The 24,721-nt window shown below is 75.4% G+C and carries 24 protein-coding genes; 7 read left to right on the forward strand and 17 right to left on the reverse strand.

From position 1 onward, the window contains the following. Positions 1-164: 164 nt before the first annotated feature. From ACZ6J5_RS16095 to ACZ6J5_RS16105, 3 genes are all read right to left on the reverse strand, one after another. Entirely contained in the window at positions 165-1,448 is a 1,284-nt protein-coding gene (locus ACZ6J5_RS16095) for an HRDC domain-containing protein (protein ID WP_469391820.1), read from the reverse strand. Positions 1,449-1,682: 234 nt separating this feature from the next. Then, positions 1,683-2,348, reverse strand: a complete 666-nt coding sequence (locus ACZ6J5_RS16100; protein ID WP_017242457.1) for a response regulator transcription factor — start codon at positions 2,346-2,348, stop codon at positions 1,683-1,685. A 332-nt stretch (positions 2,349-2,680) separates the two neighbouring features. Next, positions 2,681-3,382 (reverse strand): DUF3000 domain-containing protein, encoded by a 702-nt coding sequence (locus ACZ6J5_RS16105; RefSeq protein ID WP_469391823.1) that lies wholly within the window; start codon positions 3,380-3,382, stop codon positions 2,681-2,683. Between the two features lie 91 nt (positions 3,383-3,473). Here ACZ6J5_RS16105 and hemE point away from each other — a divergent pair, with 91 nt between their 5' ends. Further along, complete coding sequence (hemE, locus tag ACZ6J5_RS16110) at positions 3,474-4,550, forward strand: uroporphyrinogen decarboxylase (RefSeq protein ID WP_469391825.1); 1,077 nt, start codon at positions 3,474-3,476, stop codon at positions 4,548-4,550. A gap of 69 nt (positions 4,551-4,619) precedes the next feature. Here the strand turns inward: hemE and ACZ6J5_RS16115 are convergent, their stop codons facing one another. Continuing rightward, positions 4,620-5,993: an FAD-dependent oxidoreductase gene (locus ACZ6J5_RS16115; protein ID WP_469391826.1), complete on the reverse strand. Its 1,374-nt coding sequence runs from the start codon at positions 5,991-5,993 to the stop codon at positions 4,620-4,622. Positions 5,994-6,019: 26 nt separating this feature from the next. Continuing rightward, the gene (locus ACZ6J5_RS16120; protein ID WP_469391828.1) at positions 6,020-7,039 is read right to left on the reverse strand and encodes a DUF4349 domain-containing protein; all 1,020 of its coding nucleotides are present in this window, start codon (positions 7,037-7,039) and stop codon (positions 6,020-6,022) included. Between the two features lie 138 nt (positions 7,040-7,177). Between ACZ6J5_RS16120 and hemG the strand changes: the two genes are divergently transcribed. Both hemG and hemQ read left to right on the forward strand, forming a co-directional pair. Next, positions 7,178-8,641: a protoporphyrinogen oxidase gene (gene hemG, locus ACZ6J5_RS16125; protein ID WP_469391830.1), complete on the forward strand. Its 1,464-nt coding sequence runs from the start codon at positions 7,178-7,180 to the stop codon at positions 8,639-8,641. A gap of 17 nt (positions 8,642-8,658) precedes the next feature. Beyond that, positions 8,659-9,372, forward strand: a complete 714-nt coding sequence (gene hemQ / locus ACZ6J5_RS16130; protein WP_469391832.1) for a hydrogen peroxide-dependent heme synthase — start codon at positions 8,659-8,661, stop codon at positions 9,370-9,372. A 22-nt stretch (positions 9,373-9,394) separates the two neighbouring features. Here the strand turns inward: hemQ and ACZ6J5_RS16135 are convergent, their stop codons facing one another. The 5 genes from ACZ6J5_RS16135 to ACZ6J5_RS16155 all read right to left on the reverse strand — a co-directional run bounded on the left by ACZ6J5_RS16135 (position 9,395) and on the right by ACZ6J5_RS16155 (position 15,279). Continuing rightward, positions 9,395-11,089: an alpha/beta hydrolase gene (locus ACZ6J5_RS16135; RefSeq protein WP_469391834.1), complete on the reverse strand. Its 1,695-nt coding sequence runs from the start codon at positions 11,087-11,089 to the stop codon at positions 9,395-9,397. 124 nt (positions 11,090-11,213) lie between these two features. Beyond that, complete coding sequence (locus ACZ6J5_RS16140; RefSeq protein ID WP_469391836.1) at positions 11,214-11,954, reverse strand: TIGR04222 domain-containing membrane protein; 741 nt, start codon at positions 11,952-11,954, stop codon at positions 11,214-11,216. Between the two features lie 56 nt (positions 11,955-12,010). After that, on the reverse strand, positions 12,011-13,060 hold the full coding sequence (locus ACZ6J5_RS16145) for a TIGR04222 domain-containing membrane protein (protein ID WP_469391838.1): 1,050 nt from the start codon (positions 13,058-13,060) through the stop codon (positions 12,011-12,013). After that, positions 13,057-14,457 (reverse strand): MbnB/TglH/ChrH family RiPP precursor modification enzyme, encoded by a 1,401-nt coding sequence (locus ACZ6J5_RS16150; protein WP_469391840.1) that lies wholly within the window; start codon positions 14,455-14,457, stop codon positions 13,057-13,059. Before ACZ6J5_RS16150 ends, ACZ6J5_RS16145 begins: the two co-directional genes overlap by 4 nt. A gap of 126 nt (positions 14,458-14,583) precedes the next feature. After that, on the reverse strand, positions 14,584-15,279 hold the full coding sequence (locus ACZ6J5_RS16155; RefSeq protein WP_469391841.1) for an NUDIX domain-containing protein: 696 nt from the start codon (positions 15,277-15,279) through the stop codon (positions 14,584-14,586). Between the two features lie 49 nt (positions 15,280-15,328). Between ACZ6J5_RS16155 and ACZ6J5_RS16160 the strand changes: the two genes are divergently transcribed. Both ACZ6J5_RS16160 and ACZ6J5_RS16165 read left to right on the forward strand, forming a co-directional pair. Beyond that, positions 15,329-16,087, forward strand: a complete 759-nt coding sequence (locus ACZ6J5_RS16160; protein WP_469391843.1) for a DeoR/GlpR family DNA-binding transcription regulator — start codon at positions 15,329-15,331, stop codon at positions 16,085-16,087. Between the two features lie 110 nt (positions 16,088-16,197). Continuing rightward, complete coding sequence (locus ACZ6J5_RS16165) at positions 16,198-16,524, forward strand: hypothetical protein (protein ID WP_469391845.1); 327 nt, start codon at positions 16,198-16,200, stop codon at positions 16,522-16,524. 41 nt (positions 16,525-16,565) lie between these two features. Here the strand turns inward: ACZ6J5_RS16165 and ACZ6J5_RS16170 are convergent, their stop codons facing one another. Next, positions 16,566-17,288 carry a peptidyl-tRNA hydrolase gene (locus tag ACZ6J5_RS16170; RefSeq protein WP_469391847.1) on the reverse strand — a complete coding sequence of 241 codons (723 nt, stop codon included), beginning with the start codon at positions 17,286-17,288 and terminating at the stop codon, positions 16,566-16,568. Between the two features lie 81 nt (positions 17,289-17,369). Here ACZ6J5_RS16170 and ACZ6J5_RS16175 point away from each other — a divergent pair, with 81 nt between their 5' ends. Then, complete coding sequence (locus tag ACZ6J5_RS16175) at positions 17,370-18,047, forward strand: AIM24 family protein (RefSeq protein WP_469391849.1); 678 nt, start codon at positions 17,370-17,372, stop codon at positions 18,045-18,047. Positions 18,048-18,072: 25 nt separating this feature from the next. Here ACZ6J5_RS16175 and ACZ6J5_RS16180 read toward each other — a convergent pair whose 3' ends face one another. The 3 genes from ACZ6J5_RS16180 to ACZ6J5_RS16190 form a co-directional block, all read right to left on the reverse strand. Further along, entirely contained in the window at positions 18,073-18,990 is a 918-nt protein-coding gene (locus ACZ6J5_RS16180; protein ID WP_469392156.1) for a polysaccharide deacetylase family protein, read from the reverse strand. 38 nt (positions 18,991-19,028) lie between these two features. Beyond that, positions 19,029-19,859, reverse strand: coding sequence for a PPK2 family polyphosphate kinase (locus ACZ6J5_RS16185; RefSeq protein WP_469392158.1), 831 nt, complete (start codon positions 19,857-19,859; stop codon positions 19,029-19,031). A 114-nt stretch (positions 19,860-19,973) separates the two neighbouring features. Beyond that, entirely contained in the window at positions 19,974-20,597 is a 624-nt protein-coding gene (locus ACZ6J5_RS16190) for a TetR family transcriptional regulator (protein ID WP_469391850.1), read from the reverse strand. A 75-nt stretch (positions 20,598-20,672) separates the two neighbouring features. Between ACZ6J5_RS16190 and ACZ6J5_RS16195 the strand changes: the two genes are divergently transcribed. Continuing rightward, positions 20,673-21,629 carry an oxidoreductase gene (locus tag ACZ6J5_RS16195; protein ID WP_469391852.1) on the forward strand — a complete coding sequence of 319 codons (957 nt, stop codon included), beginning with the start codon at positions 20,673-20,675 and terminating at the stop codon, positions 21,627-21,629. Here ACZ6J5_RS16195 and ACZ6J5_RS16200 read toward each other — a convergent pair whose 3' ends face one another. The 3 genes from ACZ6J5_RS16200 to zapE form a co-directional block, all read right to left on the reverse strand. Next, on the reverse strand, positions 21,630-23,003 hold the full coding sequence (locus ACZ6J5_RS16200; protein WP_469391854.1) for an alkaline phosphatase PhoX: 1,374 nt from the start codon (positions 23,001-23,003) through the stop codon (positions 21,630-21,632). It abuts the gene before it with no gap. A gap of 124 nt (positions 23,004-23,127) precedes the next feature. Continuing rightward, the gene (locus ACZ6J5_RS16205; RefSeq protein ID WP_362473219.1) at positions 23,128-23,556 is read right to left on the reverse strand and encodes an OsmC family protein; all 429 of its coding nucleotides are present in this window, start codon (positions 23,554-23,556) and stop codon (positions 23,128-23,130) included. Positions 23,557-23,616: 60 nt separating this feature from the next. Next, the gene (gene zapE, locus ACZ6J5_RS16210) at positions 23,617-24,702 is read right to left on the reverse strand and encodes a cell division protein ZapE (protein WP_469391856.1); all 1,086 of its coding nucleotides are present in this window, start codon (positions 24,700-24,702) and stop codon (positions 23,617-23,619) included. Between the last annotated feature and the right edge of the window lie 19 nt (positions 24,703-24,721).

Genomic DNA, 24,721 nt, shown 5'->3' on the forward strand with positions numbered 1-24,721 from the left:
TCCCCCATGCTACTTGTGAGTAACCAGACTGCCCAGTCCCCCCGCGCCAAGCGGCGAAGGTCACACCGCGCGACGGTACGCCGAAGCCCCCGGACCGGGGGCCGGGGGCTCGTGCTCGGTGGCGGTGTCGCCCGTACTTCGTCAGGTCCGGGGCGGTGGGGACGTTACGGGTGGGCCTGGAGAGCCGTGGTCAGGAGCGGGGTCACCAGGCCGACCTGCCACGCGCGGGCGCCGTGCGCGGTGAGCGCCTCGGCGACCGTGTCCGCGGTCACCGGTGCCGGGGGCTCCCAGCAGACCCGCCGCACGGTGTCCGGCGTGATCAGGTTCTCCTGCGGCAGGTTCAGCTCCTCCGCCAGCGCCGACACCGCGGCGCGCGCCGCCGAGAGCCGGGCCGCGGCGGCCGGGTCCTTGTCGGCCCAGGCGCGCGGCGGCGGGGGACCCGCCGGCTGCTGGCCCGGCTGCGGAAGCTCCGACTCCGGCAGCGCCTTCGCCCGGTCCACGGCCGCCTGCCACTGCTCCAGCTGCCGCTTGCCCATCCGCTGGCCGTAGCCGGGCAGCGCCGACAGGGCACCCGCGTTCGGCGGCAGCGCGAGGGCCGCCTCCACGATCGCCGCGTCGCTCAGCACCTTGCCGGGGGAGACGTCCCGCCGCTGTGCCACCTTGTCCCGGGCGGTCCACAGCTCGCGGACCACCGCCATCTGACGGCGTCTGCGCACCTTGTGCATCCCGGAGGTGCGGCGCCAGGGGTCCTTGCGCGGCGGGGCCGGCGGGGCCGAGGCGATGGCGTCGAACTCCTCCAGGGCCCAGCCCAGCTTCCCCTGCCGGTCGAGCTCCTCCTCCAGCGCGTCGCGCAGGTCGACGAGGAGCTCCACGTCGAGCGCGGCGTAGCGCAGCCAGGGCTCGGGCAGCGGGCGGGTGGACCAGTCGACGGCGGAGTGCCCCTTCTCCAGGGCGTAGCCCAGGACGGACTCGACCATCGCGCCGAGGCCGACCCGGGGGAAGCCCGCGAGGCGTCCGGCGAGCTCGGTGTCGAAGAGCCGCGTCGGCACCATGCCTATGTCCCGCAGGCACGGCAGGTCCTGGGTCGCGGCGTGCAGGATCCATTCGGTGCCGGCCAGCGCCTCGCCGAGGGCCGTCAGGTCCGGGCAGCCGACCGGGTCGATCAGCGCGGTGCCCGCGCCCTCGCGGCGGAGCTGGACGAGGTAGGCGCGCTGTCCGTAGCGGTAGCCGGAGGCGCGCTCGGCGTCCACGGCCACGGGGCCCCGGCCGGCCGCGAAGGCGGCGACGACCTCGGCGAGGGCCTCGGCGGTCTCCACGACGGGCGGAACGCCCTCGCGGGGTTCGAGCAACGGGATCGGCAGCCCACTCGCAGGGACGTCGTCGTCCGAGGGGGCGCCCCCGGTGGTTCGCAGCGCTGTGTCGCTTGCGGTGTCTTGGGCGTCGGTCACCTGTCAAGGGTATCTGCGAATGGCAAGCACCCGCCGACGGAACGGCCGGAACGACCGGGGTGGTCGCGCCGGAGGGAACGTTCCGTCGACAGGTGCCGGGGGTTTGTCCACGCCGTGGAGCCTGCCGGGGCTCGGTGCGTCAGCGGTTCGGGGCTTCGGGGCGGGGGAGGGAGGTGGAGAAGGGGACGGAGAAGGGGACGGGGAGGGGGAGGGGGACGAGAAGGGGGGTGCCGCTCAGTGGATGATCCCGGTGCGCAGGGCCACGGCGACCATGCCGGCCCGGTCACCGGTGCCCAGCTTGCGGGCGATGCGGGCGAGGTGGCTCTTCACGGTCAGGGCGGACAGGCCCATGGAGACGCCGATCGCCTTGTTGGACTGGCCCTCGGCCACCAGCCGGAGCACCTCGACCTCACGGCCGGAGAGCTCGCGGTAGCCGCCCGGGTGGCTCGGGGCACCCGGGGGGCGGCGGTGGCCGAGGCGGGCCGCGGCGGAGCCGATGGGGGCGGCGCCGGGGCGGGTCGGGTGGCCGATGTTGGTGCGCGTACCGGTGACGACGTAGCCCTTGACGCCGCCCGCGAGGGCGTTGCGCACGGCGCCGATGTCGTCGGCGGCGGACAGGGCCAGGCCGTTGGGCCAGCCCGCCGCGCGGGTCTCGGACAGCAGGGTGAGTCCGCTGCCGTCCGGGAGGTGGACGTCGGCCACGCAGATGTCGCGCGGGTTGCCGACGCGGGGGCGGGCCTCCGCGATGGACGACGCCTCGATGACGTCGCGCACGCCGAGCGCCCACAGGTGGCGGGTGACGGTGGAGCGGACGCGCGGGTCGGCCACGACGACCATGGCCGTCGGCTTGTTCGGGCGGTAGGCGACCAGGCTTGCGGGCTGCTCGAGGAGAACGGACACCAGGCCTCCTGGGAAGGTGCGGGACGGAGCCGGCTCGGGGAAGAAGCCGGGGGCGAACCCGTGCTGTGAAGGGGTCACTGACTCCTTCGGCAGCTGGGCCGCCCGCCTTTAGGGAAAGATCACGATTTGGTGAGTAATAATTGGGGCAATTCGGACGCGTGATCGATCATCGTACGAGCCGTACGCGCCGCGCCACCAGATCTGTCCGGAAATCGACGTTCTATACGGCCCGGCGCCCCCACGCGCACGCCCCGGCCTGCTAGGACCTGTCGTCACACTCCCGTCGTCGCCCGGAGGGCGTCGCGAGGCGGGCGGGAGTGTGACGACAGGTCCTAGGGCTGCTGCGGTCCGCGCCGCTGCGGCAGCGAGACGACCCCCGCGCCCGAGGTCGTCCCCGCCCCCGGATCGGCCGGCGTCGGCGGCAGCCCCGCGATCTGGCAGAGCAGGTCGCACCAGGCCGCCAGGTGCGCCCCGGTGTCCGGCACCCCGCCCGCCCCCTCCCGGGGCGTCCACGAGGCGCGGATCTCGATCTGGGTCGCCGGACGCCGCTCCGCCAGGCCCCCGAAGTAGTGCGAACCCGCCATCGTGACGGTCCCGCTCGCCTCCCCGTACGCCAGACCGCGCGCCTCGAACGCCCCGGTCAGCCAGGACCAGCAGACCTCCGGCAGCAGCGGATCGGCGGCCATCTCCGGCTCCAGCTCGGCCCTGACCAGGGTCACCAGCCGGAAGGCGCCCTTCCAGGCCTCGTGCCCGGCCGGGTCGTGCAGCAGCACGAGCCGGCCGTCCGCCAGATCGTCCTCGCCGTCCACCACGGCCGCCTCCAGGGCGTACGCGTACGGGGCGAGCCGCTGCGGCGGCCGGGTCGGATCGACCTCGATCTCCGGCCGCAGCCGGGCCGTGCGCAGCCCCTCGACCGCCCGCCCGAACGCGGGAGGCACCGGGTTCTTCTCCGTGGGGTCCCTGTCGCCCGCCGTCTTCTCCGTCCCTCGAATGCCGTCGGAATGATCGGAAAAATGTCCCTGAGCCGCAGCCATGCGGGGAAGAGTAGGCGGAACGGGGCCCGTGCGCAGGGAGGGACACCCGCGCCGGGCGAGCGGCTTCTCGCCACATGCGAAGATTCTGGGCGTGAGCGCCATTGACAGCCCGAAGGGCCAGCAGACGAAGCACCAGCCGCAGACGTACGACTCCGCGTTCCTCAAGGCGTGCCGCCGGGAGCCGGTGCCGCACACGCCGGTCTGGTTCATGCGGCAGGCCGGGCGGTCGCTGCCCGAGTACCTCAAGGTCCGCGAGGGCATCCCGATGCTCGAGTCGTGCATGCGGCCCGAGCTGGTCACCGAGATCACCCTGCAGCCCGTGCGCCGCCACAAGGTCGACGCCGCGATCTACTTCAGCGACATCGTCGTCCCGCTGAAGGCCATCGGCATCGACCTCGACATCAAGCCCGGCGTGGGCCCCGTCGTCGCCGACCCGATCCGCACCCGCGCCGACCTGGCCCGGCTGCGCGACCTGACCCCCGAGGACGTGCACTACGTCACCGAGGCCATCGGGATGCTGACCGGCGAGCTCGGCGCCACCCCGCTCATCGGCTTCGCCGGCGCGCCGTTCACCCTCGCGAGCTACCTCGTCGAGGGCGGCCCGTCCCGCAGCCACGAGCACACCAAGGCCCTCATGTACGGCGACCCGCAGCTGTGGGCCGACCTGCTCGACCGCCTCGCCGAGATCACCTCCGCCTTCCTCAAGGTGCAGATCGAGGCCGGCGCCTCCGCCGTCCAGCTCTTCGACTCCTGGGTCGGCGCGCTGGCCCCCGCCGACTACCGGCGCTCGGTCATGCCCGCCTCCGCCAAGGTCTTCGACGCGGTCGCCTCCTACGGCGTCCCGCGCATCCACTTCGGCGTCGGCACCGGCGAGCTGCTCGGCCTCATGGGCGAGGCGGGCGCGGACGTCGTCGGCGTCGACTGGCGCGTCCCGCTCGACGCGGCCGCCCGCCGCGTCGGCCCCGGCAAGGCGCTCCAGGGCAACCTGGACCCGGCCGTGCTCTTCGCCTCCCGCGAGGTCGTCCAGGAGAAGGCCGACGAGGTCCTCGCCGCCGCGCGGGGCCTGGAGGGCCACGTCTTCAACCTGGGCCACGGCGTCATGCCGGCGATGGACCCGGACGCCCTGACCGGGCTCGTCGACCACGTGCACACCCGCACCGCCGTCTGAGCCGCTCCGCGCCCGCGACGGCCGTCCCCATGCCCCGGGGACGGCCGTCGCCGCGTCCGGCGCCCCGGCTCAGCCCGCCGCCCGTACCGCCGCCACCGCCTTGCGGGCCGCCACCAGGACCGGGTCCCACACCGGGGAGAACGGCGGCGCGTACCCCAGGTCCAGGGCGGTCATCGCCTCGACCGTCATCCCCGCCGTGAGCGCCACCGCCGCGACGTCCACCCGCTTCGCCGCGCCCTCCCGGCCGACGATCTGGACCCCGAGCAGCCGCCCGGTGCGCTTCTCGGCCAGCATCTTCACCGTCATCGGCGCCGCCCCCGGGTAATAGCCCGCCCGGCTCGTCGACTCGATCGTCACCGTCACGTACCGCAGCCCCACCGCCCGGGCGTCCTTCTCCCGCAGCCCCGTCCTGGCGATCTCCAGGTCGCACACCTTCGACACCGCCGTGCCGACCACCCCGGGGAAGGTCGCGTAGCCGCCGCCCACGTTGGAGCCGATGATCTGGCCGTGCTTGTTGGCGTGGGTGCCCAGCGGGACGTGCCGCTCCCGCCCCGACACCAGGTCCAGGACCTCGACGCAGTCGCCGCCCGCCCAGATGTCCTCGTGGCCCCGCACCCGCATCGCCAGGTCCGTCAGCAGTCCGCCGTGCGCGCCCAGCGGCAGCCCCGCCGCCCGCGCCAGCGAGGTCTCCGGCACCACGCCCATGCCGAGCACCACCACGTCCGCCGGGTACTCGCCCGCGTCCGTCGCCACCGCCCGGACCCGGCCGTCCCCGCCCGTCAGGATCTTCGTCACGGCCGCCGAGCCGACCGTGGTGATCCCCAGGCCGTCCATCGCCTCGTGCACCAGCCGCCCCATGTCCGGGTCGAGCGTCGCCATCGGCTGCTCGCCCCGGTTGAGGACCGTCACCTCGAAGCCCCGCCCGAGCAGCGCCTCCGCCATCTCCACGCCGATGTACCCGGCGCCCACGACCACCGCCCGCCGGCCCCGGGCGAGCCCCAGCGAGTCCAGCAGCGCCTGCCCGTCGTCCAGGGTCTGCACCCCGTGCACCCCCGGCGCGTCGATGCCCGGCAGCGGCGGGCGCAGCGGCCGGGCGCCGGTCGCGATCACCAGCTTGTCGTAGCCGGTCCAGCCCTCCGCGCCCGACTCCAGGTCCCGGGCCAGCACCCGCCGCCCGGCGACGTCGAGCGCGGTCACCTCGGTGCGCGTCCGCAGGCCGATGTCCCGGGCCCGGTGCTCCTCGGGGCTGCGGGCGATCAGCTCGTCCCGGGCCGTGACGTCGCCGCCGACCCAGTACGGGATGCCGCAGGCCGAGTAGGAGCTGAAGTGCCCCCGCTCGAAGGCGACGATCTCCAGCTCCCCGGGCCCCTTGAGCCGGCGTGCCTGGGACGCGGCGGCCATGCCCGCCGCGTCCCCGCCGATGACCACCAGTTGTTCCGTCATGCGCCCACGCTACGACGGGACGGCGCTCAGGGGGCGGTCCCCTCCTGGTCCGCCGCCGCCCCGGCGTCCTCGGCGGGGCGCGCCGGGACCGGCACGCCGGACGCCGTCCGCGCCTCGGGCCGCGCCCACGGCTGGTACGGCCCGCCCGGCTGCGGCTGCGGCCGACGGGGCAGCCGGGGCCGGATCACCCGCCGCCAGAGCACGAAGCCCACGAGGAGCAGCAGCAGCCACGGCGCCAGGGCGGCGAGCACCACCAGCGTCCAGGCGAGCGCCGTGACCAGCGCGCTCCAGCCGCCGTCGAGCGCGTCCAGGAACCCGGGCCGGTCGTCCTCGGCCGCCGCGGCGGCCTCCGGCTGCCGCAGCTCCAGGGTGATCGTCGCCAGCGTCGTGCTGTCCTTCAGCGCCGCCTGCTGCGCCAGCAGCGACTCCAGGTCCGCCTGGCGGCGGCTCAGCTCCGCCTCCAGGGTCACCACGTCGCTCAGCGCCGTCGCCTTGTCCATCAGCGCCCGCACCCGCGCCACGCTCGCCCGCTGGGTCGCGATCCGGCTCTCCACGTCCACCACCTGGCCGGTGACGTCCTTGGCCTCCGCCTTGCGCGACACCAGCTTGCCGGAGCCCGCCAGTTCGGTGAGGACGGCGTCGTACCGCTCCTCGGGGACGCGGAGCACCACCCGGGAGGTCACATGGGTGTCGTCGATCCGCTCGGTCGTCTCGCCCTCGACGTGACCGCCCGCCGCCACGGCCGTCCGCCGGGCCGCGGTCAGCGCCTTGACGGTGTCCTCGACCTCGACGGCCATGTCGGCGGTCCGGATCACGTGCTGCCGCGCCACCGGCGCCGGTGCCTTGCTCCCCGGCTTGGCGGCCGGCGCCTTCTCCGCCCCGGCGGCGCCCGCCCCGGAGCCCTCGTACGCCGGCTTCTGCGCGGCCGTGTCCGACTGCGCCGTCGCGGAGTCGCTCCCGCCCGCGCCGGCACAGCCGGTCAGCAGCAGACCGCCCGCCAGCAGCGCCGCCGCGACCGCTCTTCCCCTGTCTCGCCCAGCTCGCATACGTGACCCCCCAAGGCCGTTGACTCCGTTGCCCGTTTGACGAAGCGGACCTGATACGGGTTGCCGTCCGCCGGTCGCGAAGCGGTCACGGTCCGGCCTCGGAACGGGCAGCCGTGGGCGATTTGAGAGAGTGGTCCCATGAACGCGAACGCGCAGCCCACGGGCGGACCGGACGTCGTCGTCATCGGAGGCGGCATCACCGGCCTGGCCGCCGCCCACCGCCTCGTCACCTCCGGCGCCAGAGTCACCCTCCTCGAAGCGGGCGGCCGGCTCGGCGGCAAGCTGCTCGCCGGGGAGATCGCCGGCGCCCCCGTCGACCTCGGCGCCGAGTCCCTGCTGGCCCGCCGCCCCGAGGCCGTCGCGCTCGCCGAACGGGTCGGCCTCGCCGACCGCCTCCTGGCCCCCGCCACCGCCACCGCCTCCGTCTGGTCCCGGGGCGAGCTCACCCCCATGCCCAAGGGCCACGTCATGGGCGTCCCCGCCGACGGCGCCGCCCTCGCCGGGCTGCTCTCCGAGGAGGGCGTGCGCCGCGTCGCCCAGGACGCCGCGCTCCCGCCGACCGAGCTCGGCGAGGACGTCGCCATCGGCGCGTACGTCGCCGAGCGCATGGGCCACGAGGTCGTCGACCGGCTCGTCGAACCGCTCCTCGGCGGCGTCTACGCGGGCGACGCCTACCGCATCTCGATGAAGGCCGCCGTCCCCGCCCTCTTCGAGGCCGCCCGTGCCCACGGCACCCTCGCCGAGGCCGTCCGCGCCGTCCAGCGGGCCGGCGCCGCCGTCCCCGCCGACCCGGCGGGCGCCGCCACCGGCCTCGGCGGCGCCGTCTTCGCCGGCATCCGGGGCGGCGTCGGCACCCTGCCCGGCGCCGTCGCCGACGCGATCCGCGCCGCCGGCGGCGAGATCCGCACCGGCACCCCGGTCACCGCCCTGCGCCGCACCGGCCCGCGCGGCTGGCAGGTGGTCACCGCCGACCGGGTCCTCACCCCCGACGCCGTCGTCCTCGCCACCCCCGCCGGACCCGCCGCCGCGCTCCTCGCCGGCCTCGCGCCCGCCGCCGCCGGCGAGCTCGCCGCCGTCGAGTACGCCTCGATGGCCCTGGTCACCTTCGCCTTCCGGCGCGCCGACACGGCCGGCCTGCCGCCCGGCTCCGGCTTCCTCGTGCCGCCCGTCGACGGGCACACGATCAAGGCCTCCACCTTCTCCAGCCAGAAGTGGTCCTGGGTCGCCGAGTCCGCCCCCGGCCTCTTCGTGCTGCGCACCTCCGTCGGCCGGCACGGCGAGGAGGAGCAGCTCGGCCGCGAGGACGCCGACCTCGTCGACGTCTCCCTCAAGGACCTCGCCGCCGCCACCGGCCTCACCGCCCGGCCCGTCGCCTCCACCGTGACCCGCTGGACCGGCGGCCTGCCGCAGTACCCGGTCGGCCACCTCGCCCGGGTCGCCCGGGTCCGCGCCGCCGTCGCCGGGCTGCCCGGACTGCGCCTCGCGGGCGCCGCGTACGAGGGCGTCGGCATCCCCGCCTGCGTCGCCTCCGGGCAGCGCGCGGCCGACGAGATCATCGCCACGTCGGAAACGGCCGACCCTGGTGCGGGGCACTCTTCGTGACGGGCGAGAATAGGCGCATGAGTGCGCCCGAAAAGATCCCGAACGCCGGTAAGAAGGCGAAGGACCTCAACGAGGTCATCCGCTACACCCTGTGGTCCGTCTTCAAGCTGCGCGACAACCTGCCCGAGGACCGCGCCGGCTACGCCGACGAGGTCCAGGAGCTGTTCGACCAGCTCGCCGCCAAGGACATCACGATCCGCGGCACGTACGACCTGTCCGGTCTGCGCGCCGACGCCGACGTGATGATCTGGTGGCACGCGGAGACGAGCGACGAGCTCCAGGAGGCGTACAGCCTCTTCCGCCGCACCCGCCTGGGCCGCGCCCTGGAGCCGGTCTGGTCGAACATGGCGCTGCACCGCCCCGCCGAGTTCAACAAGTCGCACATCCCGGCCTTCCTGGCCGACGAGACCCCCCGCGACTACGTCTCGGTCTACCCCTTCGTGCGCTCCTACGACTGGTACCTGCTGCCGGACGAGGACCGCCGCCGGATGCTCGCCGACCACGGCAAGATGGCCCGCGGCTTCCCGGACGTGCGCGCCAACACGGTCGCCTCGTTCTCGCTCGGCGACTACGAGTGGATCCTGGCCTTCGAGGCCGACGAGCTGCACCGGATCGTCGACCTGATGCGCCACCTGCGGGCCTCCGAGGCGCGGATGCACGTCCGCGAGGAGATCCCGTTCTACACCGGCCGCCGCCGCAGCGTGGCGGACCTGGTGGCCGGCCTGGCCTGACGGCCGGCCCCACCGAACCCGGTCACCGCCCCGCGTCCAGCCGGGCGGCGACCCCTCGACCCGGAAGATCAGACGGCCCGCGGAGCTCCGCCCGCCGTTCCAGCGACACCGGGTCCGGCTCCGGGTGCGGCGCGCACGACGCGCGCCGCACCGGCGTCCCTCCCGACGGCTCCGCCGTCCCGCCGGGCACCGCCCCGGTGAGCAGATAGCGCTCCAGGTGCGCGTTGACGCACGTGTTGCTCCCGCCGCCGATGCCGTGGGTGCCCGCGTCCCGCTCGGTCACCAGCGCCGCGCCCCACAGCCTGCGCTCCAGCTCCCGCGCCCCCTCGTACGGGGCCGCCGCGTCCCGCTCCGCCGCCAGGATCAGCACCGGCGGCAGCACCCCGGGACCGGTCCGCACGTCCAGCGGCGTCTGCCGGGGCGCCTTCCAGTACGCGCAGGGCAGATTGGCCCACACGTTGTCCCAGGTCTCGAACGGGGCCAGCCGGGCGAGCCGGGTGTTGTCCCGGTCCCATCGCGCGAACTCCTCCGGCCAGGGCGCGTCGTTGCACTCCACCGCCGTGTAAACGGCCGCCGCGTTCCCCGGGTCGCCGGCCTCGGCCTCCCCGCTGCGCGGCGCCTCGGCGGGACCCGCCTGGGCGAGCAGCGGCTTCGCGTCGCCCTTCAGATACGCCCCGAGGGCGCCCGCGCGGGCGGGCCAGAAGCGGTCGTCGTAGAGCGCCTGGAGCATCGCCCCGTGCAGCTGCCCCGGGCCGACCCGCCCGCCCGCGGGGGCGGCGGCCAGCTCGGCCCGGACCTTCTCGTAGCTCTCGGCCACCTCGGCCTGTGTGGCGCCGAGCCCGTACACGGCGTCGTGCTTCGCGGCCCAGGTGCGGAAGTCGGCCCAGCGGCGCTCGAAGGCGAGCGACTGGTCGAGGTTGTTGGCGTACCAGATCTGCCGGGGCGCCGGGTTCACCGGCGCGTCGAAGACCATCCGGCGCACCCGGTGCGGGAAGAGCGTGGCGTACAGGGCGCCGAAGTAGGTGCCGTAGGAGGCGCCCATGTACGTGAGCCGGGGCTCGCCGAGCGCGGCCCGCAGGACCTCCAGGTCGCGGGCGTTGTTCAGCGAGTGGTAGTGCCGCAGCGCCGGGCCGGTGCGCCGGGCGCAGCCCTGGGCGTACGTGGTGGCGCGGGCGACCCGCTCCCGCTTGAAGACCTCGGAGGGCAGCGTCGGCGCTGGTGTGGGGCCCTTCGGCCGGTCGGCCGGGTCCTGGCAGGAGACCGGCGCCGAGCGGCCCACCCCGCGCGGGGCGTAGCCGACCAGGTCGTAGGCGGCGGCGATCCGCTGCCAGGCGGGGAGCTCCGCGGCCAGCGGGAAGTACGTGGAGGAGGCGCCGGGCCCGCCCGGGTTGTAGACCAGCGCGCCCTGCCGCTCGCCCGTCGCCCGCACCCGGCTGACGGTGAGCGCGATCCGGGTGCCGTCGGGGTCCGCGTAGTCGAGGGGCACCCGTACCGTGCCGCACTCGACGGGGGCGGGCAGGTGCTCGGCGGCCGGGCAGGGCCCGAAGCGGATGCCCTCGGCGGCGGCGGCGCGCGCCGCGAGGGTGGTGCCGCGCGTCTCGGCCGGGGGCGCGTCGAGCCGGGGCGCGGCGCCGGCCGGGGCGGCGGCGCCGGGTGCCAGCAGGGCGGGGGCGACGAGGGCGGACAGCAGGAGCGTGTGCAGCGCGGCGGACCTCATCCGCGCCTCCCTTCGGCCGGTGCGGCGAGCATGCGCGCGAGGCGGGCCGGACCGGGGTCGGTGCGGCCCGGGCCACGGCGGCGTGACGACCAAGGGACCCCGGGGCGCGGGCGAAGTAAAGGACCTACGCCGGGTGTTGCCTGTCATGTACCCGGAAGGCGGCACGCAGCTCGGGCTCCAGCACCGCGGTGCCCCGCTTGGCGAGCGCCGTCAGCGGGTCGGCGAGCGAGAGGCCGGCGAGCAGCCGCCGCCCGGCGGGCGAGGCCCAGCACGCGTAGCCGGGGCTCTCGGCCCGGGCGATCAGCAGGCACAGCCCCGCCGCCAGCAGCGGCAGCGCGAACCAGCCGAGCACCGGCGCCCGCTCGCCCGAGGGCACCAGCAGCTCCGCGCCCGTCGCCAGGGCCAGGGTCAGCAGGAACGCGGCCCGGACCGCCCGCGCGCCCGAGGCCACCGAGACCCGCGCGTCCTCCGGCAGCGCGAGCCCGCGCGCGACCAGGTCCTCGGCCAGCGCCCGGACGCTCGCGTCGTCGGCGACCAGGGGCCGCACCGCCGGGATGCGCGACTGCCCGTCGGGGCCGATCGCCCCGAGCACGGCCCGCTCCAGCTCGTCGCGCCCGCCGGTGTCGGCCGTCACCGTCGCCCAGCCGGTGTGCGCGAGCAGCACCATCCTGGCCCGGTGCATGGAGACCAGGGTGAGGTCGGTGACCCGCAGCGGCCCGCCCGCGAGGTAGGCCGCCTCGCTGACGCTGAGCCCGCCGGCGTCCCGGGGTGTGCGGGGGTCGGCCGCCGCGGTGGCCCGGCACACCCGGGCGCAGCTGACACCGCAGACGACGAAGGCGACGAGGAGCAGCGGGACCCAGACCATGACCCGGTTGTACGGGAGGACCGCCCGCCCCGCCACCGGAACGGCCGGTCCCGTGCTCAGGAACTGCTGCCGCAGGAGCTGGAGGAGGAGGACCCGCAGGAACTGGAGCTTGAGGAGCAGGAGCTGGAGGAGCCCGAGGAGCAGGAACTCCCGCCGGACGAGCAGGAGCTCGACGAGCCCGACGAGCAGGAGCCGCCGCCGGAGCAGGAGGCGCCTCCGGAGGTCCCGGAGCAGGAGCTCCCGCCGCCGCAGCCGCCCCCGCCTCCGCTGTCGCCCCCGGCCGCCGCCGCGCACCACACGACCGGCAGCAGGGCGCCGTCGTCGGAGCCGGAGCGCCCCGACGACGCTCCCGAGCGGGCGCGCGGCGCCGCCCCCCGGACGCGGGCCGCCGTCGCGAGCTGCTCGCGCAGCACCGGGTCCGGCAGCGCCCGCAGCCCGTACAGCGCGACGAGCGTGCCCGGGTCGCCCTGTCCGGCGTACAGCCGCCCGAAGGCCGCCGTGGCGCTCCGGCCCGCCGGTGACACCCGGCTCGCCGCCGAGGAGCCGCGCACCGCGGCGGTGACGATCACGGCGGCGATCACCGGCAGCACCTTGAGGATGAACGGGACCGGGGTCTCCCCGGCCGCGAACTGCACGACCGTCACGACGAGGGCGACCGGCAGCATCGCCACCGCCGCGATGCCCAGCCCCAGGCTCCAGCGGACCACCCGGCGCCGGTCGGCGGGTGCGGCGATCAGCCCGCGCGCCGCGAGCCCGTCGCCGGTCTCCTGGACCGCCGGGTGCCGCATGACGGCGAGCCGCAGCGTCGCCAGGGCGCCGTGCGGGGCGGCGGCCAGCTCGTCCAGGACGGCCCGCTCGACGGGATCGTGCGCGACGGGCCGCAGGACCCGGACGATGCCGGGGCCGCCGACCGCGATCCGGCCGTCGGCGCCCAGCGAGGCGAGGGCGGAGTCGACGGTCCTGGCCGGGCCGCCGTTGAGGAACGCGGCCTCGTAGCGGTCGTGGACGGGTCCGCCCGGACCGCTCCGGGCGCGCCGCGCGAGGACGGTCAGCAGGACGAGGGCGGCGGCGCCGCACCCGTAGAAGAGGAGCACGGGCAGGCTCACGGCGCCGTCACCCCCCGGCCGAGCGCGGTGCGGACGCGGTGCGCGAGGCGGGCGGCGGGGCCCGGCGGGCGGATGCCCGCCCGCTCGCGCCACCAGGCGGTCAGGGCGCGCCGGGCCGCCGGGTCCCGCGGGCGGTCCGCGACCAGCAGCCCCTCGACGAAGTCCAGGGCGTCGTGGCGGTAGCCGTCGGTCATGGGCCGGTGCCGGGCGTACGCGAGGAAGGCGGGGCGGTACTCCGCGCCGAGGATCTCCGGGAGCTCGGGCGCGACCTTGGCCACGATGTCCGCGCGCTTGGCTGCGAGCGACCGGCTCTGCACGCCGAGCCGCCGCACGTCGAAGCCCTCCGGCGCGGGCGTCCCGGCGACCAGCGCCGACAGCAGCGCCGCCTGGGCGAGACCGACCCGCTGCCGGGCCACGGCGGGCGCGGTGGCCGGGTCCGTGCGCGGCTCCGGCTCCCGCGCGGGGCGCCGTGGGGCGGGCACCCTGGCAGCCCGCGCGGCGGGCGCCGTCGGCCGGGCCGGCATGGCGCCGCCCGAGACCCGGGCGCCGGCCCCGATGAGCAGCGGGCGCGGGCGGGCCGCCGCCAGGGTGCCTCGGATGGCGTCGAGCTCGGCGGCGAGCTCGGCGGGCGCCGGGAAGTTCTCGTCCCGCTCCAGCAGCACGCCGGGCGGCGAGACCCGCGAGGCGAGCTCGGCCAGGACGTCCAGGACCGGCCGGGACACCGGGTGGGCGTGGGTGTCGTGCCAGACCCCGTCCCGCTCCACCCCGCCCGCCACGTGGACGTACGCGATGGCCTCGACGGGCAGTTCGGCGAGCGCCCGCGCGGGGTCCTCGCCCCGGTTGACGCGGTTGGTGTGCAGGTTGGCGACGTCGATGAGGAGCCGCACCCCGGTACGCTCCACCAGCTCCGCCAGGAACCGCCCCTCCGACAGCTCCTCGTCCGGCCAGGCGACCAGCGCCGCTATGTTCTCCAGGGCCAGCGGCACCGGCAGGGCCTCCTGCGCGATCCGGACGTTCTCGCACAGCACGTCGAGCGCCTCCCGGGTGCGGGGCACCGGCAGCAGGTGCCCCGCCTCCAGCGACGGCGACGCGGTCAGCGGCCCCCCGGCGCGGACGAACGCGATGTGCTCGGTCACCAGCGGCGCGCCCAGCAGCTCCGCCTTCCGCGCCAGCGCGGCGAGCCGCCCCGGGTCGGGCCGCTCGGCGCCGCCGAGCCCCAGCGACACCCCGTGCGGGACCACGGTCACGCCGCGCGCCCGCAGCCGCTCCAGGGAGCCGGGCAGATGCCCGTCGCACAGGTTCTCCGCGACGACCTCCACCCACTCGACCCCGTTCAGCGCCTCCACCGCGTCCGCGATCTCGGGGCGCCAGCCGATACCGATACCGAGTTCCTTCATGTCCCCCTCCATGTCCCCGTCCGTCGGTCCCCGAGGTGATGGCCCGGAACCAGGCGTTCGAATCCGGACATGGGGACGTTCAGAGGTTCATTTGAGGTTCCGCGCCGCCACCCTCGGGAGCGGGCCTCACGCGGCCCGCGAGAAGGGCCCCTCCAGCGCGGCCCACTGGAGCAGCAGGATGGTCTTCCCGTCGGCGACGCGTCCGTCCCGGACCATGGCGAGGGCCTCGGCGAAGGGCACCTCGAGCACCTCGATGTCCTCGCCCTCCTCCGCCAGGCCGCCGCCGCTGCCGGTGCGGTCGGCGGTGGTGTAGGGGGCGGCGAAGAAGTGCAGGCGCTCGGTGACGGAGCCGGGGCTCATGTACGCGTCGAGGACGTGGGTGAGCGGCCCGAGCTCGACCCCCAGCTCCTCGGAGCTCTCGCGGCGGATCGCGGCGAGCGGCTCGTCCCCGTCGAGCAGTCCGGCCGCCGCCTCGACGAGGAGGCCGTCGGGGTGGCCGTTGACGTAGGCGGGGTAGCGGAACTGACGGGTGAGCAGCACGCACCCGCGCCCGGTGTCGTACGGCAGGACGACGGCGCCGTCGCCCCGGTCGTAGGTCTCGCGCTGCTCGGTGACCCAGCGTCCGTCGCGGCGCCGGCGGTCGTAGGTGGTGCGGCGGAGCACGTGCCAGCCCTGGGAGGTGAGCTCCACGTCGCGGACGACGACGTCGGGGTTCCGGTCGAGGTCCCGGCCGGCCCGGTCGAGGCCGGTCCGGCCCCGGTGGTCGGGGACGTCGATGCCGGGGCGGGGCCCCGTGGAGTCTGCTGCTTCGGTCGTGGTCATGGTGCGCTACCGTACACGCATAAACGTGCAAGAACAGGAGAGAACGAGGATGCTGGCTGCTGAACGGCGCGACCACCTGCTCGGACTGCTCGCCCGCCAGGGCAAGATCGTCGCCAAGGAGGTCGCCGCCGACCTGGGCATCTCGGAGGACAGCGTCCGGCGCGACCTGCGCGAGCTCGCCGCCGAGGGGCTCTGCCACCGCGTCTACGGCGGCGCCCTCCCGGTCTCCCCGGCCGTGGCGGACTACGCGGCCCGCGCGGGCGTCGCCCCCGACGGCAAGCGGAAGGTCGCCGCCGTCGCCGCCGGGCTCGTCCGGCCGGGCGGCGCCGTGATCCTCGACGGCGGCACCACCGCCCTCGCCGTCGCGCGGGCCCTCCCGCCGGAGCTGGACTGCACCGTGATCACCCACAGCCCGACGATCGCGGCCGCGCTGCTCGACCACCCCCGGGCCGAGCTCTTCCTGCTCGGCGGCCGGATCTTCAAGCACTCGGCGGTCGCGTGCGGCGCCGCCGCCGTGGAGGCGGCCCAGCGGGTTTCGGCCGACCTCTGCCTCCTCGGCGTCACCGGCGTCCACCCGGACGCGGGCCTCACCACCGGCGACGCCGAGGAGGCCGCGATGAAGCGCGCGCTGGCCGCCCGGGCGGCCGAGACCTACGTCCTCGCCTCTTCCGAGAAGGTAGGCGCGGCCTCACGATTCCGCGTCCTGCCATGGGCGGACGTCACGGGCCTGATCACCGACGCCGACCCCCGCCACGAGGCCCTCGCCCGGCTCGCGGAGCACGGCGTGGAGGTCCTGACGGCGGGGTGAGATCCGGCCGTCCTCGACCGGGCCCCCTGGTGACCGGCGAGGGGCCGCTCGTAGGTTCCCGGCGGCGACGGGGGCACCTCCCGCCGCACCGATGATCCGGGAGGGTCCACATGAAGGCACATCAGCGCGTCGCGGGAGCGGTCGCCGCCCTCGTCCTCGGGGCGGGCAGCCTCCTGGCGGCCGCGCCGGCCGCGACGGCGGCGCCGTCGTCGGAGACGGCGCTCAGCTGTTCGCACCAACTGATCGCGACCGCACAGAACAAGGGCGCGAACATCACGTGCACCGGCGGGTGGTTCACCGGGGTCATCGACTGCAAGCGCACCGACAACGGCTACGTCTACACGCACTTCGGCAACCGCGTGCCGTCGGGCGGCACTTCGACCGTCTGGTGCGACGTCACCGCCAACGTGATCTTCGCGGGCGGCATCGCGACCTGACGCGGCGGGCGGCGGGCCCGTCACCGGGCCCGTCCTCGCCCCTAACCCACCAGCCCCGCCGCCCCGTACTCCGACACCACCGTGCACGAGCCCGGCGCGATCTCCGTGAAGCCCGCGTCACGGACCACCGGCAGGCCGCTCGTCGTGAGCCGGGTCCAGTGGTCCGAGGCCGCCGTGCGCACCGCCAGCGGGAATCCCGCCGCGCGCCAGGTCTCGCGGGCGGCGTCCGGCAGGGCCCACCACAGGAGCTGCGCCCCGTGGCCGGTCTGCGCCATCGTCTTGCCGGCCGACATGTCGAGCTCCGGGTTCAGCCACAGCACGGCCGCGCCCTCCGGCACCGGGCCCGGCGCCGCCGGGTCGTCCAGGTCGGTGCCCGAGACCTGGAGCTTGGCCAGCTCCTTCGGCCAGCCGTCCAGCGGCACCGGCGGATAGACCCGCACCTCCGCGCCGCCCGCGCCCTTCACCGTGATCCCCGGCAGCGCCTCCGCCTTGCGCCACTCCGCACCGCGCGCCCGGCGCACGACCTTGCGGATCCGGGCGTCCTGCCAGTCCTCGACCGCCCGCGCCCACTCGCCCTCGCCGAGCGAGCGGTCGTCGGCCAGGATCTCCAGGACCGCGCGCGCCGAGGTCTCCAGGGCGTCGGTACGGGCCGGGGGCGCGTCCCGCTCGATGCGGACCACCAGGGGGAGGACGTACTGCGGCTTCTCGTCGCGGGGGTCGCGGGGGTCGCGGGGGTCGCCGGTCGCGGTGTCGTTGCTGCTCACCCGGCAAGTCTGCCACCGGCCCGGACGGGCGTCCCGCGCGATTCTTGTAGGAACGGGGGCTTCCGGGACAGGATGCCGTCCATGAAGAGTGATCTTTTCGCCAGCGAGCACCTCGCCGAGGCGGCCACGTTCCCGGGGATGACCCTCCAGAACGCCAAGTCGGTCAAGTACACCGTCCAGGGCGAGATGCGGGCCCTCCAGGGCTCGATGGTCGCCTTCCGGGGGAACCTGCAGTTCGAGCACAAGAGCCAGGGCCTCGGCGGCCTCCTCAAGCGCGCCCTGACCGGCGAGGGCCTGCCGCTGATGACCGTCCGGGGCCAGGGCGAGGCGTGGTTCGCCCACGAGGCGCAGAACTGCTTCATCGTCGAGGTCGAGCCGGGCGACGCGCTCACCGTCAACGGCCGCAACGTGCTGTGCTTCGACGCCTCGCTGGCGTATGAGATCAGGACGGTCAAGGGCGCCGGAATGACCGGCGGCGGCCTGTTCAACAGCGTCTTCACCGGCCACGGCAAGATCGCCCTGATCTGCGAGGGCAGCCCGATCGTCATCCCCGTCGCCCCCGACGCGCCCGTCTACGTCGACACCGACGCCGTCGTCGGCTGGAGCGAGCAGCTGCGTACCTCGCTGCACCGCTCGCAGTCGCTCGGCTCGATGGTCCGCGGCGGCTCCGGCGAGGCGGTCCAGCTCAAGCTGGAGGGCCAGGGCTTCGTCATCGTCCGCCCCAGCGAGCTCACCCCGCAGAAGAAGTCGGCCAACTGACCCGGCCCGCCCGCGCCGCCGCCGCTCAGCGGCCCATGAGCTCCGAGACCTTCACGAAGCGGTAGCCCTTGGCGCGGAGCTCCGGGACGATCCGGCGGATCGCCCGCTCGGTCACCGGGGCGGCGCTGCGGGTGCAGTGCATGACGACGAGGGAGCCCGGCTTCACGCCGTCGAGGACCTGGTCCGCGACCGCGTCCGGGTCCTTCGCGAACGCGTCGCCGCTCACCACGTCCCACTGCACGGCCGTCACGCCGAGGGGCGCGAGCGCGCGCAGCGCCTCGTCGTCGTAGCAGCCGCCGGGGAAGCGGAAGTACGGGACCACCCGGGTCGCCCCGGCGTCGCGGAAGGCGTCGAAGGCGCGCCGGACGTCGGCGGCCATGTCCGGCGCGGCCACGGTCGGCAGGCCGTAGCAGGGGCTCGCGAAGGCGTAGTGGCTGTAGGAGTGGTTGGCGATCTCGAAGCGCGGGTCGTTGCCGATGGACCGCGCCTGGTCCGGGTACTCCTCGGCCCAGCGGCCCGTCATGAAGACCGTCGCGTCGACCTTCAGGCGCCGCAGGGTCGCGATGAGCGCCGGGTTGTCGAAGTGCTCGCCGCGTGCCGCGCGCGGGCCCTGGTCGGCCGTCATGTCGGCGTCGAAGGTGAGGGCGACGACCTTCTCCGCCCGCCCGGCCCGCTCCGCCTGTCCGGCCTGCCCGGCCTTCTTCCCGGCCGGGCCCGGCGCGGCCCGGCGGCTGAACACCGGCGTCAGGCCCCCCGGGCCCGGGGCCAGGGTCGGGGGCGCGGTGGGCGTCTTCGCGGCGGGGGCCGCCGGTGCCGGGCTCTTCGGTGCCGGGGTCGCCGGGCCGGTGCTCGGCGAGGACGCGCCCTTCGCCGGGGCGGGCGGTGCGGCGGCGCCCCCGTCGCAGCCGACGAGCACGGCGCCCAGCAGGGCGAGCGCCGACAGTCTTCGTACGGGAATGGTCACCCGGCGAAACTAACCGATCATTGGGCGAGCAATCGCCTTCGGCACTCCGCCACGTCGAAGTCGCCCGGCGGATAGCGCGGGTCCAGCTCCGCCAGCTGCTCCGCGAGCAGCGTGCTGATCGCCCAGTCGCGGTACCACTTGCGGTCCGCCGGGACCAGGTACCAGGGCGCCGCCGCCGAGGAGCACCGCTCCAGGGCCAGCTCGTACGCCTCCCGGTACGCCGGCCACAGCGCCCGCTCCTCGATGTCGCCCGGGTTGAACTTCCAGTGCTTCTCCGGCGTGTCCAGCCGCTCCAGGAGCCGGGCGCGCTGCTCCTCGTACGACAGGTGCAGGAAGACCTTGACGACCGTGACGCCGTCCTCGGCCAAGGCCTCCTCGAACGCCCGGATCTCGCCGTAGCGCGCCTCCAGCTCCGCCGCCGGGGCCAGCGAGCGGACCCGGGCGATCAGGACGTCCTCGTAGTGCGAGCGGTCGAAGATGCCGATCTCGCCCGGCCGGGGGAGCGCCTTGGCGATCCGCCAGAGGAAGGGGTGGCTCCGCTCCTCCTCCGTCGGCGCCTTGAAGGCCTGGATCCGGCAGCCCGAGGGGTTGAAGTGGCCGATCACGTGCTTGACCGTGCCGCCCTTCCCGCTCGTGTCCATGCCCTGGAGGACGAGCAGCAGGCGCCGCCGGTCGCCCGCCGTGCTCGCCGCGTAGAGGCGCTCCTGGAGACCGGCGAGTCCGGGGCCGAGGGCCGCCGTCGCCGCCAGCCCGGCCGCCTTGTCCTTCGGGCCGCCGGGGGTCGCGCGGGCGTCGTACGCGGTGAGGTCGATCCGCTCGCCCGGCGGGACCCGCAGCAGCGCCCGCAGCCCGCCGGCGGGGCCCGGACTCCCCTCGCCGTTCCCCTTGGGCTTCTTCGGGCTCTTCTTCCCGGCCACGGCGGCTCCTTCCCTCACGTCGAGCTCACGTCGAGCGGTGTTCCCTCACCGATCGTGCGCGTCCAGCGCCGGGCCCACCACCGCGAAGGCCCGGTCGAGCAGGGCCAGCGGGGCCTCCGCGGCCCCGCTCTCGCTCCACCGCTGGAGCGCCGTCCGGAACGCGACCAGCGCCGTGCCCGCCGCCAGCCGGGGGTAGAGGTCCGCCTCCGCGTCGAGCCCCGCGCGCCGGGCCAGCTCCGTCGCCAGGGTCTCCTGCCAGGCGGACTGGCGCTCCAGGAAGCGGGCCAGCAGCGCGGGGGTGCCGAGGATCAGCCGCACCACCCGCAGCGCCCGGGCCGCGTGGTCCGGGTGCGCGTCCGTGCAGGCCAGCAGCGGCACCGCCACCGCGTGGCGGAGCGAGCGGGACGGCGGCTCGCCGGCCGGCCGGCCGGACAGCTCCGCGTGGATGTCGGCGCCCATGCCCGCCAGGAACCGCACGACCACGTCCTCCTTGGACGCGAAGTAGCGGAAGAAGGTCCGCTTCGAGACCCCGGCCGAGGCGGCGATCTCGTCCACGGTGACCGCGTCGAAGCCCCTTCGGGCCAGCAACTGCAGGGCCGCTTCGCTGAGTTCGGTCGCCACGAGCAGGCGTTTGCGTTCCGCCAGGCTGACGGTCGGTTCGGTGGGCATGGCGGCCATCCTAGCCCGCGATGTCACCAAGGGCAGTACTTGACACCGAGTGACAGCGGAGGCAGCGTGTGCCGCATGACAGAGCAGCAGCGGCGCTGGAACGCCGACCTCATCCCCGACCTGACCGGACGCGTCCTCGTCGTCACCGGGGCCAACAGCGGCCTCGGTCTCGCCACCGCCCGGGAGCTCGCCGCGCACGGCGGTCATGTGGTGCTCGCCGTGCGGGACGAGGGCCGGGGCCGGGCCGCCGCCGACGCGATCCGCCGGGCGCACCCCGGCGCCCTCCTGGAGGTCCGCCGGCTCGACCTCGCCGACCTCGGATCCGTACGGGAGTTCGCCGACGGGCTGCGCGCGGCGCACCCGCGCCTGGACGTCCTGGTCAACAACGCGGGCCTGATGGCCCCGCCGTACCGCCTCAGCGCCCAGGGCCACGAGCTGCAGTTCGCCGTCAACCACCTGGGCCACTTCGCCCTCACCGGGCTGCTGCTCGACCCGCTCGCGGCCGGCCGCGACCCCCGGGTCGTGACGGTCAGCTCGCTCGAACACCGCAAGGGGCGGCTCGGCCCCGCCGACTTCGACACCCTCGAAGGCAGCGGCGGCGACGGCGGGCGCGGCTATACGCCGATGGGCGCCTACCGGCGGGCCAAGTTCGCCAACGCGGTCTTCGGCCGCGAGCTCCAGGACCGCCTGGCCACCGCCGGGAGCCCGGTGCGCAGCCTCCTCGCGCACCCCGGCTTCACCGCCACCAACCTCCAGAGGGAGACCCCGGTCGCCCTCGTCCGGCTGGTCTTCGGGCGCGTCCTCGGCCCGCTGCTCGCCCAGCGCCCGGAGTCCGGCGCGCTGCCGCAGCTGTACGCGGCGACCGCCCCGGACGCCGAGGGCGGCGCGCTCTACGGCCCGGACGGCCCGGGCGAGCTGCGCGGGGCGCCGCGCCGGGTGGCGCTCGCGCCGGCGGCGGCCGATCCGGGGACCGGCCGCCGCCTGTGGGAGCTCTCCGAGCGCCTCACCGGGGTCGCGTACGCGCGCTCCTGATCAGCACCAGGGGCCGGTCACCGCGAAGGTCGTCCCCGGGGTGTAGCAGTTGACGAACATCGTGCGCCCGTCCGGGGAGAAGGTCACCCCGGCGAACTCGCCCCACTCCGGGGCGTCCGGCGTCCCGATGTTCTGCGCGCCCCGTGCCACCGGGTACACCTCGCCCTTCCGGTTCACCCCGTAGACGTGCTGGGCCCCGTCGCCGTCCTCGCAGACCATCAGCCCGCCGGACGGCGCCAGACAGATGTTGTCGGGCGACTCGCCCGGCAGCCGGATGTCGGTGTCCGGGCCGAAGACCACCACCAGGGTGAGGCGGCGGCGGTGCGGCTCGTACCGCCACACCTGGCCGAAGTGGGTGGCCCCGGAGCCGTTCTCGGCGCGGGCGAAGGAGGAGACGAAGTACACGGCGCCGGACCCGCCCGCCGGACCGGCGCCCCAGTAGCAGCCCTCCAGCTTCTGGGCGTGGGTGATGCCGCCGGGCCCGAAGTCCTGGAGCCTGATCGGGGTGGCGGCCGCCCGCGGGTCGGGCACCGGCACCCAGCGGACGCCGTCGAAGCGGGCGCCCGGCTCCTGGACCACCGACAGGTCCGGCACCCCCGGCACCCGCATCGCCTCCAGGGCGCCGCCCGCGCGCAGCGAGCCGGGGCCGCCGAGCGGCTTCTCGGGCAGGAAGCGGTAGAAGAGGCCGAAGGGGTGCTCGAAGGCGTCCTCCGTCTCGTAGACGATCCCGCTGCGCGGATCGACGGCGACGGCCTCGTGCGCGAAGCGGCCCATCGCCTTCAGCGGGACGGCGCCGGTGCGGTGCGGGTCGGCCCCGTCCACCTCGAAGACGAAGCCGTGGTCCTGGGTGTAGCCGTTGGTCCCGGCCCGGTCCTCGGTCTCCTCGCAGGTGAGCCAGGTGTTCCAGGGGGTGGGCCCGCCCGCGCAGTTGACGGCGGTGCCGGCGAGCGCGACCCGTTCGCCGAGGACCCGGCCCCCGGTGTCGAGTGCGAGCGCCGTGCAGCCGCCCCTGGCGGCCGGGTCGTAGGTGAGGCCCGGGACGGTGGGCACCGTGGTCTTCGCGGTGGCCCGGTTCTCGTGGTTGCGGACCAGGTGCACCCGGCCGCGGCGGCCGGGGAAGGCGCCCATGCCGTCGTGGTTGCCCGGGACGGGCCCCTCGCCGGAGCGCAGCGGCTCGCCCTGCCGGGAGAGCACCCGGTACGAGAAGCCGGCCGGGAGGTCCAGCAGCCCGGCCGGATCGGGGAGCAGCGGTCCGTATCCGGACCGGCCGCCGAGCGGCACGGCGGCCGCGGTGCCGGCGAAGAGTTCGCCGAGGGCGCCGGTGAAGGCGATGCCGAGGGTGCCGGAGAGGATCTGACGTCGTGTCGCGGTCATGAGGCAACGACCCACTTCTGTTGGCGGACAGGGGTGGTGTGACGTGTGACCCGCACGTGTGTACCACGCACGGCGCGGCCCGTGAACCGGGCGGGTCACACGTCGCCTCGCGCGACGGGTGGGCTCAGCCGAGCAGTTCGGCGGTGAGCGTGATCGTCGTGCCCGCCAGCGCCTGGCTCACCGGGCAGTTCTTCTTGGCGTCCTCGGCGAGCGCCTGGAACTGGTCGGCGTCCAGGCCCGGCACCTCGCCGCGCACGGTCAGGTGGATGCCGGTGATGCCCTGGCCGGGCTGGAAGGTGACGTCCGCCTTGGTGTCCAGGCGCGTCGGCGCGTTGCCCGCCTTGGCCAGGCCGTTGGAGAAGGCCATGGAGAAGCAGGCGGAGTGCGCGGCCGCGATGAGCTCCTCCGGGCTGGTCTTCCCGTTCGGCTCCTCGGACCGGGCCGGCCAGGAGACCTCGTAGGAGCCGAGGCCGGAGGAGTCGAGGGAGACGACGCCCTTGCCCTTGAGGAGGTCGCCCTCCCAGACGGTGTGGGCGTGACGGACGGTGGCCATGGTGGAAGCCTTTCGATCGGGTACTGCGCTTCGGGTACTGCGATCGGACAGGCACCCAAGCTACTGCGCGACCAGCCCCTTGGCGTCCCGGGCCAGGGCGGTGAGCCGGGAGATCGCCCGGAAGTACTTCTTCTTGTACCCGCCGTTCAGCATCTCGTCGCTGAACAGGCGGTCGAAGGGCAGCCCGGAGGCGAGCACCGGTATCTCGCGGTCGTAGAGGCGGTCGGCGAGGACCACGAGCCGCAGCGCGGTCGACTGGTCCGGGACCGGCCGCACATCGGTGAGGCAGACGGCCGAGAGGTCGTCGGTCAGCGCGCCGTAGCGGCTCGGGTGCACCCGGGCCAGGTGGTCGAGCAGGTGCGGGAAGTCGTCGAGCGAGGCGCCCGGGGTGGCGTACGCGGTCCTGGCGACGGTCTCGTCGCTGAAGGGCGCGGGGGCCTCGGGCAGACCTCGGTGGCGGTAGTCCTGGCCGTCGATGCGCAGCGGCCGGAAGTGGGCCGAGAGGCCCTGGATCTCGCGCAGGAAGTCGGCGGCGGCGAACCGGCCCTCGCCGAGCTTGCCGGGCAGGGTGTTGGAGGTGGCGGCGAGCGCGACACCCGCCTCGACGAGCTTGCCGAGGAGCGAGGAGACGAGGACGGTGTCGCCCGGGTCGTCCAGCTCGAACTCGTCGATGCACAGCAGCCGGTGCCCGCTGAGGGTCCGCACGGTCTGCTGGAAGCCGAGGGCGCCCACCAGGTTGGTCAGCTCCACGAAGGTGCCGAAGGCCTTGAGCGAGGGCTCGGCCGGGGTGGCGTGCCAGAGGGAGGCGAGCAGGTGGGTCTTGCCGACGCCGTAGCCGCCGTCCAGGTAGATCCCGCGCGGGCCGGCGGGGGCGGCGGGCTTCCTGGCGAACCAGCGGCGCTTGCCGGAGCCGGAGGCGTGGGCGCCGCCGAGGCCCTCGGCGAAGGAGGAGAGGACCTTGACCGCCTCGATCTGGCTGGGCTGGTCGGGGTCCGGTATGTAGGTGTCGAAGCGCACGGCGTCGAACCGGGGCGGCGGCACCATCTCCGCGACGAGCCGCTCGGCGGGGACGTGGGGCTCTCGCGAGCAGAGCGAGAGCGGGGCCGCTTCGGTGGAAGCCGCTTCGGTTATGGCACGGGTCGACACAGTTCCCCACTGTAAGCGC

Source organism: Streptomyces sp. NPDC042100 (genome assembly GCF_055582325.1).